Source organism: Bradyrhizobium embrapense, assembly GCF_001189235.2.
Taxonomy (GTDB): Bacteria; Pseudomonadota; Alphaproteobacteria; order Rhizobiales; family Xanthobacteraceae; genus Bradyrhizobium; species Bradyrhizobium embrapense.
Genome location: NZ_LFIP02000004.1, coordinates 146,586 through 158,535 on the forward strand (window position 1 = coordinate 146,586; position 11,950 = coordinate 158,535).

General features: G+C 64.4%; 10 protein-coding genes. 6 read left to right on the top strand and 4 right to left on the bottom strand.

Going from position 1 to position 11,950, the window contains the following annotated elements; genetic code table 11:
- Positions 1–153: 153 nt before the first annotated feature.
- On the top strand, positions 154–1,188 hold the full coding sequence (locus tag AKN83_RS19530; protein ID WP_050405710.1) for a cysteine synthase A: 1,035 nt from the start codon (positions 154–156) through the stop codon (positions 1,186–1,188).
- 110 nt (positions 1,189–1,298) lie between these two features.
- On the opposite strand, the gene AKN83_RS19535 is transcribed toward AKN83_RS19530, so the two are convergent.
- The 4 genes from AKN83_RS19535 to AKN83_RS19550 are packed head-to-tail and all read right to left on the bottom strand — an operon-like array spanning position 1,299 to position 5,807.
- Positions 1,299–2,039 carry an amino acid ABC transporter ATP-binding protein gene (locus AKN83_RS19535; RefSeq protein WP_050405709.1) on the bottom strand — a complete coding sequence of 247 codons (741 nt, stop codon included), beginning with the start codon at positions 2,037–2,039 and terminating at the stop codon, positions 1,299–1,301.
- A gap of 11 nt (positions 2,040–2,050) precedes the next feature.
- The gene (locus AKN83_RS19540) at positions 2,051–3,571 is read right to left on the bottom strand and encodes an amino acid ABC transporter permease (RefSeq protein WP_050405708.1); all 1,521 of its coding nucleotides are present in this window, start codon (positions 3,569–3,571) and stop codon (positions 2,051–2,053) included.
- Positions 3,568–4,773, bottom strand: coding sequence for an amino acid ABC transporter permease (locus AKN83_RS19545; RefSeq protein ID WP_050405707.1), 1,206 nt, complete (start codon positions 4,771–4,773; stop codon positions 3,568–3,570). Before AKN83_RS19545 ends, AKN83_RS19540 begins: the two co-directional genes overlap by 4 nt.
- 17 nt (positions 4,774–4,790) lie before the next feature.
- Positions 4,791–5,807: an amino acid ABC transporter substrate-binding protein gene (locus AKN83_RS19550; protein ID WP_050405706.1), complete on the bottom strand. Its 1,017-nt coding sequence runs from the start codon at positions 5,805–5,807 to the stop codon at positions 4,791–4,793.
- A gap of 328 nt (positions 5,808–6,135) precedes the next feature.
- Here AKN83_RS19550 and metC point away from each other — a divergent pair, with 328 nt between their 5' ends.
- The 5 genes from metC to AKN83_RS19575 all read left to right on the top strand — a co-directional run bounded on the left by metC (position 6,136) and on the right by AKN83_RS19575 (position 11,947).
- Positions 6,136–7,332, top strand: coding sequence for a cystathionine beta-lyase (gene metC / locus AKN83_RS19555; protein ID WP_050405705.1), 1,197 nt, complete (start codon positions 6,136–6,138; stop codon positions 7,330–7,332).
- Positions 7,333–7,626: 294 nt separating this feature from the next.
- On the top strand, positions 7,627–8,430 hold the full coding sequence (gene cpaB / locus AKN83_RS19560) for a Flp pilus assembly protein CpaB (RefSeq protein WP_050405704.1): 804 nt from the start codon (positions 7,627–7,629) through the stop codon (positions 8,428–8,430).
- A gap of 13 nt (positions 8,431–8,443) precedes the next feature.
- Positions 8,444–9,913, top strand: coding sequence for a type II and III secretion system protein family protein (locus AKN83_RS19565; protein WP_063695432.1), 1,470 nt, complete (start codon positions 8,444–8,446; stop codon positions 9,911–9,913).
- 28 nt (positions 9,914–9,941) lie between these two features.
- Positions 9,942–10,682 carry a CpaD family pilus assembly protein gene (locus AKN83_RS19570; protein ID WP_050405717.1) on the top strand — a complete coding sequence of 247 codons (741 nt, stop codon included), beginning with the start codon at positions 9,942–9,944 and terminating at the stop codon, positions 10,680–10,682.
- Positions 10,679–11,947: a CpaE/TadZ family protein gene (locus tag AKN83_RS19575; protein ID WP_050405703.1), complete on the top strand. Its 1,269-nt coding sequence runs from the start codon at positions 10,679–10,681 to the stop codon at positions 11,945–11,947. Before AKN83_RS19570 ends, AKN83_RS19575 begins: the two co-directional genes overlap by 4 nt.
- Positions 11,948–11,950 lie beyond the last annotated feature (3 nt).

The window sequence follows — 11,950 nt, forward strand, 5'->3', positions numbered from 1 at the left end:
CGATCTTTCCGGCTGTGTCATCCCCGCACGGTCAACTGGCTAACGCAGAGCCCCACGCGAATTTCGCCGCACTGCAAAAGCCTTCCCCTTTTGCCATCGGCACACTAGTTTCCGGCCAGAGCAAAACACGGACCGGCAAAAGATTACCCCGACATGGCATTCAACAAAGACGTCATTGAAGCGATTGGCAACACCCCCCTCATCAAGCTGAAACGCGCGTCCGAACTGACCGGGTGCACCATCCTCGGCAAGGCCGAATTCATGAATCCCGGCCAATCGGTCAAGGATCGCGCCGGCAAGGGGATGATCCTGGAGGCCGAAAAGCGCGGCGACCTGAAGCCCGGCGGGCTGGTGGTCGAATCGACTGCGGGCAATACCGGCATCGGGCTCGCGGTCGTGGCGAGTGCGCGGGGCTACCGCACCCTGATCGTCATTCCGGAGACGCAGAGCCAGGAAAAGAAGGACATGCTGCGGCTGTGCGGGGCCGAGCTGGTCGAAGCGCCGGCACTGCCCTACTCCAATCCGAACAACTATCAGCATCTCGGCAAGCGCCTCGCCGAGCAGCTGCGCAAGACCGAGCCGAACGGCGTGCTGTTCGCCGACCAGTGGAACAACCTCGACAATCCCAAGGCGCATTACGACTCGACCGGACCGGAGATCTGGCAGCAGACCAGCGGCAAGGTGGATGCCTTCATCTGCTCGGTCGGCACCGGCGGCACGCTCGCCGGCATCAGCCGCTACTTGAAGGAAAAGAACAAGGACATCGTCACCGCTTGCGCCGATCCGCACGGTTTTGCGATGTACGAGCTGTTCAAGAACGGCCAGGTCAAATCGACGCCGGGCGACTCGATCACCGAAGGCATCGGCCTCGGACGCAAGACACCGGTGATCGAGACCGCGAACGTCGACGATGCGTTCCTGGTCTCCGACGAGGAAGCCGTGACCATCATCTACGAGCTGCTGGAGCACGAAGGCCTGTGCCTCGGCGGCTCGACCGGCGTCAACATCGCGGGCGCGATCCAGCTCGCCAAGCAGCTCGGCCCCGGCAAGACCATCGTCACCATTCTCTGCGACTCCGGCAACCGCTATCAGTCCAAGCTGTTCAACCCGGCCTTCATGCGGTCGAAGAATCTGCCGGTCCCGGAATGGCTGGAAAAGCGCAGCAAGATCGAGCTGCCGTTCGTCTGACGAACGAAATCCCCGCAGACGTCATTGCGAGGAGCTATTGCGACGAAGCAATCCATGCTTCCGATGCGGACGATTGGATTGCTTCGCTCCGCTCGCAATGACAGCGGAAATCACCGCAAGATCTGGCTCAGGAACAGCTTCGACCGCGCATGCTGCGGGTTGGCGAAGAATTCCTGCGGCGTGTTCGACTCGATGATCTGACCGGCGTCCATGAACACGACGCGGTTGGCGACCTCGCGGGCAAAGCCCATCTCGTGGGTCACGACCAGCATGGTCATGCCCTCCCTCGCGAGATCGACCATGGTGTCGAGCACTTCCTTGACCATCTCCGGGTCGAGCGCCGAGGTCGGCTCGTCGAACAGCATCACCTTCGGGTTCATGGTCAGTGCGCGGGCGATCGCGACGCGTTGCTGCTGACCGCCCGACATCTGGCCGGGAAACTTTTTGGCCTGATGCGGGATCTTGACCCGCTCGAGGAACTTCATCGCGGTCGCCTCGGCATCCTTCTTCGGGATGTTGCGCACCCAGATCGGCGCCAGCGTGCAATTGTCGAGCACGGTGAGATGCGGGAACAGGTTGAAGCTCTGGAACACCATGCCGACTTCGCGGCGGACCTCGTCGACCCGGCGCAAATTCGGGCCGAGCTCGATGCCGTCGACCACGATCTCGCCTTCCTGGAATTCCTCCAGCGCGTTGATGCAGCGGATCAGCGTCGACTTGCCGGAGCCCGACGGGCCGCAGATCACGATGCGCTCACCCTTGCCGACCTCAAGGTTGATGTCGCGCAACACGTGGAAGTCGCCGTACCATTTGTTGAGCGTGGAAATGTTGACGATCGGGGTTGTGGACATGGTGACCTTGTTCAGTGGCGGCGGTGAGCGTTGAGCCGGTTTTCGACGAACAGCGAGTAGCGCGACATTCCAAAGCAGAACACGAAATAGATCATTCCTGCAAAGGCAAAGCCGGTAAAGGCCGTGGTCGGCGTCGACCAGTTCGGATCGGAGAACGATGCCCTCAGGGAACCCAACAGATCGAACAGCGCCACGATCGACACCAGCGAGGTATCCTTGAACAGCGAGATGAAGCTGTTGACGATGCCGGGAATAACGTAGCGCAGCGCCTGCGGCAGTACGATCAGCGACGTCGTCTTCCACCAGGACAGGCCGAGCGCCGATGCGGCCTCCGCCTGGCCGCGCGCTACCGCCGCCAGCCCGCCCCTGATCACCTCAGCCATATAGGCGCCGGTAAAGATCGCGACGCCGATCAGGGCACGCAACAGGCCGTCGACGGCGAAATTGCCCGGCACGAACAGCGGCAGCATGTAGGTCGCGAAGAACAGCACCGTGATCAGCGGCACGCCGCGCCAGAATTCGATGAAGGCGATCGAGAAGATCCGGATCAGCGGGATGCTGGAGCGGCGGCCGAGCGCGAGCGCAATCCCGATCGGCATCGAGGCGACGATGCCGGTGATCGCGATCACCAGCGTCACCAGCAGGCCGCCCCACAGTCGCGTATCGACGATGGGAAAGCCGCCGCGGTCGAGCCCCATCAGCTTGATGCCGACGGCGATCCCGGCAAAGCTCAGCAGGCTGCCGATCAATGCCCTGCGGCCGGTCTGCACACCGCCTCCGAGCACGAACAGCACGGCGGAGACGATCACGGCGGTGACCAGGAAATCGCCCCAGACCGGCAGCGACGAGAGCTGCAACTGGTCGCGCAGCCAGGCCAGCGGAAAGATCAGCCAATGGATCAGAAGGCCGACCAGGACGAGCAGCTTGCCCAGCACCCACGGCAGCGGCGCGATCGCCGAACTCTTGCTGAGATTGACCAGGAGATCGCCGGCGCCGCCGATGCTCTGCTCGAACAGCTGCAACACGCCGGCGGTCCAGCTCACGCCGAAGCCGGCGATGCCGCCGCCATGCAGCAGGAAGAACGCCACCACCGGAAAGGCGAAGAAGAACAGGCCGGAGTTGATGCCCTTGGCCGGCAGGCGTGGCATCAGCAGCGGCAGCAACAACGCGGCGCCAAGCCCATAGGTCAGATTGACCCGCCAGCGCTGGGCTTCCGGATAGAAGCCATAGATCAGCTGCGTCAGCTTGGCCTGAATATAGGGCCAGCAGGCGCCGACCTCGTGCCCCGCCTTTTCGGTGAGGCAAGCGGTGCGATCCTTGCCGGACCAGACCGCGTCGACCAGCAGGAACTTGAACGTCGGGACAACGATGTACCAGGCCAGCAACAGCCCGAGCACCGTGAGCAGGATGTTGCCGGGCGAATTCAGCAGCCGCGTTCGCAGGAAGCCGATGAGGCCGGCGGTCTTGGCCGGCGCTGCACGCTCGGCGACCAGATCCTGCCGGACAAAGGACGAGGCGGACAGATCGGTCATGCCGCCATGCTCCGGTTGATGCGCCAGCCATAGACGCTCATCAGCGCGCTCGTCGTCAGCGAGAGCAGCAAATAGACGCCCATCGTCATGGCGATGATCTCGATCGCCTGCCCGGTCTGACTCACCGCGGTGCCGGCGAACACCGAGACCAGGTCCGGATAGCCGATCGCCACCGCCAGCGACGAATTCTTGGTGAGATTGAGGTACTGGCTGGTCAGCGGCGGGACGATGACCCGCATCGCTTGCGGCACCACGATCAGCCGCAGCGTCGCGGCGCGGCTGAGGCCGAGCGAGGAGCCCGCCTCCATCTGTCCCTTGTGGACCGACATGACGCCGGCGCGGACGATTTCGGCGATGAAGGCCGCCGTGTAGGTCGACAACGCAACCGTCAGCGCAACGAATTCGGGGATGATCCGCGCACCGCCGGCGAAGTTGAAGCCTTTCAGCTGCGGCAACTCGAACTTCAACGGCCCGCCGAAGATCAGCACCGAGACCAGCGGCAGACCGACCAGGCCAACCAGCACATAGGGCCAGATCCGGATCATCTGCCCGCGTTGGAACAAGGCCCGCCGCGCGTAGTGCCGCAAGCCCAGCGCCGCGACGATGCCGACCGCGAGCGCGGCCAGGAACGGGTAGAGGCCGGGCTCGCTGACGGGTTGCGGCACGATCAGGCCGCGATTGTTGAGGAAGAACATACCGAAGATCGAGATGCTCTGCCGCGGCGCCGGCAGCGCCGCGAGCACTGCGAGGTACCAGAACAGGATCTGGAACAAGACCGGCAAGTTCCTGATGATCTCGACATAGATGCCGCCGATCCGCGACAGCAGCCAGTTCGGCGACAGCCGGCACAGCGCCACGACGAAGCCGATCACGGTGGCGAACACGATGCCGATCACCGAGACCAGAATCGTGTTCAACAAGCCGACGAAGAACACCCGCCAGTAGGTGTCGGAATTGTTGTAGGCGATCAGGCTCAGATTGACGTCAAAGCCCGCATTGTAGTTGAGGAAGCCGAAGCCCGACGCAATGTGCTGGGTCTCCAGGTTGGTCCGCGCATTCGCCACGATCTCGTAGGCGATCCAGGCCAGGATCGCGGCGAAAGCAATCTGGGCGGCCAACCCGTTCCAGCCGGTCTTGCCGCCAAGCGCACGCTTCAGCCTGAGGGCAAATTGCAGCGGTGGTTTGCGGGGCGCGATGCTCATCGCGGCAGCCGGACCGATCAGCGGATCGGCGGCGCGTACTGGATTCCACCCTTGTTCCAGAGATTGTTGACGCCGCGGGCGATGCCGAGCGGCGAGCCGGTGCCGACATTGCGCTCGAAAGCCTCGCCGTAATTGCCGACCGCCTTGACGATGCGAACGACCCAGTCCTTGGTCAGGCCGAGCTGTTCGCCCAGATTGCCGTCGGTGCCGAGCACCCGCTTCATCTCCGGCTTGTCGGATTTGAGCATCGTGTCGACATTCTTCTGGGTGATGCCGAGTTCCTCGGCATTGATCATCGCAAACAGCGTCCACTTCACGATGTCGAACCACTGGTCGTCGCCGTGGCGCACCATCGGCCCCAGCGGCTCCTTGGAAATGATTTCCGGGAGCACGATATGGTCGGCGGGGTTCGCGAGCTTCAGGCGGCTGGCATAGAGCCCGGAGGCATCGTCGGTGAAGACGTCACAGCGCCCGGATTCATAGGCTTTGACAGCTTCGTCGATGCTGCCGAATGCGATCACCTCGTACTTCATGTTGTTGCCCTTGAAGAAGTCGGCGAGGTTCTGCTCCGTCGTGGTGCCGGTCTGCACGCAGACCGACGCGCTGTTCAATTCGAGCGCCGAATTGACCTTGAGCGACTTCTTCACCATGAAGCCCTGCCCGTCATAATAGGTCACGCCGGTGAAGTTGGCGCCGAGCGAGGTGTCGCGTGATACCGTCCAGGTGGTGTTGCGCGACAGCACGTCGATCTCGCCGGACTGCAGCGCCGTGAAGCGATCCTTGGCCGACAGCGGCACGAACTTGACCTTGGTCGGGTCGTCGAGCACCACCGCGGCAATGGCTCGGCACACGTCGACGTCGATCCCGGTCCAGTTCCCCTTGTCGTCCGGCGATGAAAAGCCAGGCAGGCCCTGGCTGACGCCGCAGGACAGCTGGCCGCGGTCCTTGACCGTCTTGAGGGTTTGCGCCGAGGCCGACTGGACCGACAAGGCAGCGGCAGCGGCAAGGATGACAGCCAGGGATACGCGTTTCATGGGGCAGGCCTTTCAGGGTCGTCCGTTGGACGTTTGCTTTGTGATCGCCTCGCATTCACGGGCCATCCCAATGATCCCCTGCAGCAAAAAATGCTGATCTGACCGTCAGTTCGACGTGCAAACCGGCCAGGCAACGGATCTTAGGTCGCGGCAGGCCCCTCAACGTGCGGCGACTGGTAGTTGCGGCGCATCACATAGTGACTGACGAGCCGGGTCAAGGGGTTGACGCATGTCTTCTACCTCTTGTTAGTAACACCTCCCGGCCTAGCCCTGCTTCCCGACGCGCTATGACTGCGGCAAAAAGTCTAAAGTCCAACGGCAGCAAACCATGACCTCCTCCGACGGCTCCACGTCCTCCCACCCGCAAGATGCCGCAACCCGCCTGGTCACGGCCGGCCGCGACACCAAGGCCCAGAAGGGCTTCGTCAATCCGCCGGTGTTTCACGGCTCGACCGTGCTCTATCCGACCGCCGAGGACCTCCACGCCCATCGCGCCGAATTTACCTATGGCCGCCATGGCAGCCCGACCACGCGGGCGCTCCAGGACGCGCTGATGGCGCTGGAAGGCCCGCAATGCGCCGGCGTCGGTCTCGCCCCGTCGGGGCTGGCTGCGATCAGCACCACGCTGCTCGCCGTGCTGAAGGCCGGCGATCACCTGCTGGTGTGCGACAACGCCTATCGGCCGACCCGCAATTTCTGCGACAACATGCTGAAGCGCTACGGCATCGAGACCAGCTATTTCGATCCGCTGATCGGCGCCGGCATCGAGACGCTGTTCAAGTCGAACACCCGCGCGGTGCTGGTCGAGGCGCCCGGTTCGCAATCCTTTGAGATGCCCGACATCCGCGCGATATCGGCCGTGGCGCACGCCCGCGGCGCGCTGGTGATCGACGACAACACCTGGGCGACCGCGCTCTATCACCGCTCGCTCGACCAGGGCGTCGACATCAGCATGCAGGCGGGCACCAAGTATATCGGCGGCCACTCCGACATCATGTTCGGCACCATCGCGGCCAATGCCAAGGCCTGGCCGCTGATTCAGGAGGCGATCCGCCTGCTCGGCGTCTGCGCCGGCCCGGACGACGTCTATCTCGCGCTGCGCGGGGTCCGCACGCTGTCGGTGCGGCTGGCGCAGCACCACCGTTCCGGGCTCGAGATCGCACGCTGGCTTGGCGCGCGGCCCGAGGTCGCTCGCGTCCTGCACCCTGGCCTGGAGGCCGATCCCGGGCATGCGATCTGGAAGCGCGACTTCACCGGCGCCTCCGGCCTGTTCAGCATTGTGCTGAAGCCGGTGCCGCAGACTGCGGTCGATGCGATGCTCAACGCGCTCCGTCTGTTCGGCATGGGGTTTTCCTGGGGCGGCTTCGAAAGCCTCGCCATCCCGTTCGACTGCAGCGACTATCGCAGCGCGACCAAATGGTCGCCGGGCGGGCCGACACTGCGGCTCCATATCGGGCTCGAGAATGTCGACGACCTCAAGGCCGATCTCGATCGCGGTTTTGCCGCGTTGAAGGCCGCGCTCTGATCCCTCCCCGCGGCCCTGTGCATTAGGCAACATTAACCACGACCGACCGGGCAAGACGCTACGCCGCCGCGCTGCGACCAATGTCGCACGCGCTGCGCACGCACGATCTCCGGGATTCTGCGGAGATGCGGTGGCGATGATAACCCGCCGTTCACCATCCCCACCAATCCCTTAATTGTCCGGACCTTCCATCAAGTTCCCTTATACTTTTGCGGCCGTAGTGATGCTCCCGGGAAGGGCTGTCAGTGCCGCAAGGACGTGACTGCCCTGCGTTAAGGGCATTCAGACAGCAGCATGAAGACGGCACGCATCGTGGTCCTCGGCATCGCCGGCGTCGCAGGCCTCGCGGCCATGTATCTGGCGAGCGTTGGCGATCGCAAACCGGCGCCGGTCGCGCCGCCAGTGGTAGAGCTGCCGACAGTCGAGGTGCTGGTGGCGAAGTCCGACATCGGGCTCGGTCAGTCGGTCAAGCCTGAAGACGTGCAGTGGCAGCGCTGGCCGGCCGAGACCGCGAGCAGCGCGTTCATCCGCCACGACACCAATGCCGACGCCATGAACGACGTCATCGGTTCGATCGCACGCGCTCCCTTTATCGTCGGCGAGCCGATCCGCGAGCAAAAGCTGGTCAAGGCCAATGGCAGCGGCTTCATGGCCGCGATCCTGCCCTCCGGCATGCGCGCGATCTCCACCGAAATCTCGCCGGAAACCGGCGCCGGCGGCTTCATCCTGCCGAACGACCGCGTCGACGTGATCCTGTCACGACGCGATAAGAATCCCGATCAGCAGCAGGGCAGCCGCGACATCATCACCACCGAAATCCTGCTGTCCAACGTCCGCGTGCTGGCGATCGACCAGGCGCCGAAGGAGAAGGACGGCAACAACTCCCTCATCGGCAAGACCGTGACCCTCGAACTCAAGCCCGAACAGGCCGAGACGCTGGCGCGGGCCCGGCAGAGCGGCACGCTGGCGCTGGCGCTGCGCAGCATCGCGGACGTCAACGAGAAAACCGACGAGACCAGAGACCAGGCCCCGAAGCGGGGCGAGAGCATAAAGGTGGTGCGCTTCGGCATCCCGAGTTCTCAGACGACACAGAAGTGATGGGGGCTTCGATATGACAATTGGCGCGCAACAACTGGCGAGGCGGTCCACACTGGTCCGCTCGCTGTCATTCTCGGCGGTCACCGCCCTGATGCTGATCCCTGCCCTCGCCAGCGCGACCGATCCCGACAAGAACGCGGACGTCGCGGTGACCAGCAGCATCGCCGCCAAGACGCGCTTCGTCTCGCTCGGCGTCGGCAAGTCGGTGGTGGTCGACCTGCCGCGCGAGGCCAAGGACGTCCTAGTCGCCGATCCCAAGATCGCCAACGCCGTGATCCGCTCGGCGCAGCGCGCCTATATCATCGGCGCGGCGGTCGGCCAGACCAACGTGGTGTTCTTCGACGCCGACGGCAACCAGGTCGCTTCCTACGACATCGCGATCAAGCGCGATCTCAACGGCATGCGTGCCGCACTGAAGCAGATGCTGCCCGGCGTCCAGATCGAGGGCGTCGGCGAGAGCGTGGTGCTGACCGGCACGGTGGCAAGCCCGGTCGAGGCCCAGCAGGCCGGCGACATCGCCGCCAAGCTCGTCGGCAGCCCCGACAAGGTCGTCAACTCCATCGTGGTGCGCGGCCGCGACCAGGTGATGCTGAAGGTCACCGTCGCCGAAGTGCGGCGCGACGTCGTGAAGCAGCTCGGCGTCGATCTCAGCGCCAACATGAATTACGGCACCGCCGCAGTGGTCTTCAACAACGCCAACGCCTTCACCGCCAACAACGGACCGCTCGCCAGCAACAACGGGCTGACCGGTGCGGCCTTGAACAAGCTCGGCATGCCGACCGTCACCGCGACGCTGCGCGCGATGGAAAGCGCGGGCGTCGTGAAGACGCTGGCTGAGCCCAATCTCACGGCGATCTCCGGCGAGTCCGCGACCTTCGTGTCAGGCGGCGAGTTTCCAATTCCGACCGGAGTCACCTGTCAGACGACGACGTCGGGCACGATCGGCAATTGCGTCCAGACCGTCAGCTTCAAGAAGTTCGGCATCTCGCTCAACTTCACTCCGGTGGTACTGTCCGAGGGGCGCATCAGCCTGAAGGTGATGACCGAGGTCTCCGAAGTCTCTATGGACAACGCGCTGACCGGCGGCCAGGGCGGCACGACCATTCCCTCGATCAAGACCCGCCGCGCCGACACCACGCTGGAAGTACCCTCCGGCGGCTCGATCGCGATGGCCGGATTGATCCAGGAGCAGACCAAGCAGGCCATCAACGGAATGCCTGGCGTCGATCAGATCCCGGTTCTCGGACAGCTGTTCAGGAGCCAGGACTTCGTCAACAACGAGACCGAGCTCATGGTCATCGTGACGCCCTATGTGGTGCGCGCGGTTGCACAGAAGGAACTGTCCCGTCCCGATGACGGGTTCGCCCCGGCCTCCGACGCGCAGTCGGCGCTGCTGGCCCGAGTCAACCGAATCTACGGCGTTGCCGCCCGTGCCGAGCCGATCGGCGCCACGCCGGTTAATTTCGGCTTCATCATCGACTGAGGCGCTGAAGGGTTTGGGGGATACCATGATGACACGCAACACACGAGCCGGTCATGCGAGGACGCTGTCGCTGTCCGGCGCCCTCCTCGCCACCGCGATCGCGGTTGGCGGCTGCAACCTGACCGGCGACAATATTGCCACCGGCACGGTACCCGACGACTACCGGCAACGGCATCCGATCGCGGTCACCGAGGGTGAGCAGTCGATCGTCGTGTTCGTGGGCCGCGCCCGCGGCAATCTCACCGAAGCGCAGCGCGACGACGTGATGGGACTGGCCCGCACCTGGCGCCGCGAGGGCACCGGCGCGATCGCGATCGACGTGCCGGCCGACACTTCGAACGCACGCTCGGCGCAGGCGGTGTATCAGGAGATCCGGGGCGCGCTGGCCTCGATGGGCGTGCCTGCCCACGCCATCGTCAGGCGCTCCTATCGCGTCGACGATCCGCGCGCGCTGCCGACGATTCGCCTCAGCTATCCGAAGATGGCCGCGGTCGCCGGGCCCTGCGGCCTGTGGCCGAGCGACCTTGGTCCCTCGATCTACAATCCCAGCTACAACGAGAACAAGCAGTGGGACAATTTCGGCTGTGCCACGCAGCACAACCTTGCCGCGATGGTCGCCAATCCGTCCGACCTCGAGCAGCCGCGGACCGAAACCGCAGCCTACACGCCGCGCCGGTCGGTCGCATTCCAGAAATACGGCAAGGGCGAGTCGACCGCGACCACCTACCCTGAAGCCGATAGAGCCAAGCTGAGCGACGCCGGGAAATGACTGAACAACGAGACGAGCCACAGCACGCCAACGACCACATCGCGCCGGCGCCACGGATTTCCGTGCAGGCCTTCTGCGCCAGCGTCGCGACCGCCACGACGGCGCGTGCCGCCGCCGAGGACCGCCGGCTCGCCAAGGCTCACCTCTCAGTTCATATGGGCGGCATCGCCGCCGCTGTCGACGCCTATCACAAGGCGCCGACGCCCAACGTCATCATGCTGGAGAGCGAGCCGGATATTGATTTGCTCGCCGGTCTCGACGAACTTGCCACGGTCTGCGATCCCGGCACCCGCGTCGTCGTGCTCGGCGCGCCCGGCGAAACCGCACCATATCGCGAATTGGTCCGGCGCGGCGTCAACGACTACGTCATCGGACCGGTCAAGGTGCTCGACATCGTGCGCTCGATCTGCGGCCTGTTCTCGTCCTCGGAAGCAGTCTCCGTGGGTCGCCTGATCGCGGTCGCGGGTGCCAAGGGCGGCGTTGGCGCCTCGACCATTGCTCACAATGTCGCCTGGACCATCGCGCGCGACCTGGGGCTGGATTCGGTCGTTGTCGATCTCGATCTCGCCTTCGGCACCGCCGGCCTCGACTACAATCAGGATCCGACGCAGGGCATTGCCAACGCGGTGTTCTCGCCCGAGCGCCCGGACAGCGCCTTCATGGAGCGCCTGCTGGCAAAATGCGGCGATCACCTGAGCCTGCTCGCCGCACCGGCCACGCTCGATCAGGTCTACGATTTCGGCGCCGAAGCCTTCGATGCCATCTTCGATACGATGCGCATGACCACGTCCTGCATCGTGCTCGACGTTCCCCATCAATGGACCGCCTGGACCAAACGCGTGCTGGTCGGCGCCGACGATATCCTGATCGTCGCCGAGCCCGACCTCGCCAACATGCGCAACACCAAGAACATGATGAACCTGTTGAAGGCCGCGCGTCCGAACGACCGCCCGCCGCTCTACTGCCTGAACCAGGTCGGCATGTCGAAGCGCCCCGAGATCGAGGTCAAGGAATTTGCCAAGACGATCGAGAGCCAGCCGATCGCGACCATCCCGTTCGATTGCAGGCTGTTCGGTGAAGCCGCCAACAACGGCCAGATGATCGCGGAAGTCTCCGCGCGTCATCGCACCACCAGGACCTTCCTGCAGATCGCGCAACGCCTGACCGGCCGCCCCGATCTCGCCGAATCGCGCGGGTCGTTCCTGTCGCCGATCCTCCGGAAGCTGCGGTCGAGCCGGAACGATGGACGCCGCGTCGCCGGCTAGCGG

What these genes read in the sequence shown, in the direction of transcription:
- AKN83_RS19530 (WP_050405710.1), top strand. Translation starts at nt 154, where the DNA reads ATGGCATTCAACAAAGACGTCATTGAAGCGATTGGCAACACCCCCCTC.
- AKN83_RS19535 (WP_050405709.1), bottom strand. Translation starts at nt 2,039, where the DNA reads ATGTCCACAACCCCGATCGTCAACATTTCCACGCTCAACAAATGGTAC.
- AKN83_RS19540 (WP_050405708.1), bottom strand. Translation starts at nt 3,571, where the DNA reads ATGACCGATCTGTCCGCCTCGTCCTTTGTCCGGCAGGATCTGGTCGCC.
- AKN83_RS19545 (WP_050405707.1), bottom strand. Translation starts at nt 4,773, where the DNA reads ATGAGCATCGCGCCCCGCAAACCACCGCTGCAATTTGCCCTCAGGCTG.
- AKN83_RS19550 (WP_050405706.1), bottom strand. Translation starts at nt 5,807, where the DNA reads ATGAAACGCGTATCCCTGGCTGTCATCCTTGCCGCTGCCGCTGCCTTG.
- metC (WP_050405705.1), top strand. Translation starts at nt 6,136, where the DNA reads ATGACCTCCTCCGACGGCTCCACGTCCTCCCACCCGCAAGATGCCGCA.
- cpaB (WP_050405704.1), top strand. Translation starts at nt 7,627, where the DNA reads ATGAAGACGGCACGCATCGTGGTCCTCGGCATCGCCGGCGTCGCAGGC.
- AKN83_RS19565 (WP_063695432.1), top strand. Translation starts at nt 8,444, where the DNA reads ATGACAATTGGCGCGCAACAACTGGCGAGGCGGTCCACACTGGTCCGC.
- AKN83_RS19570 (WP_050405717.1), top strand. Translation starts at nt 9,942, where the DNA reads ATGACACGCAACACACGAGCCGGTCATGCGAGGACGCTGTCGCTGTCC.
- AKN83_RS19575 (WP_050405703.1), top strand. Translation starts at nt 10,679, where the DNA reads ATGACTGAACAACGAGACGAGCCACAGCACGCCAACGACCACATCGCG.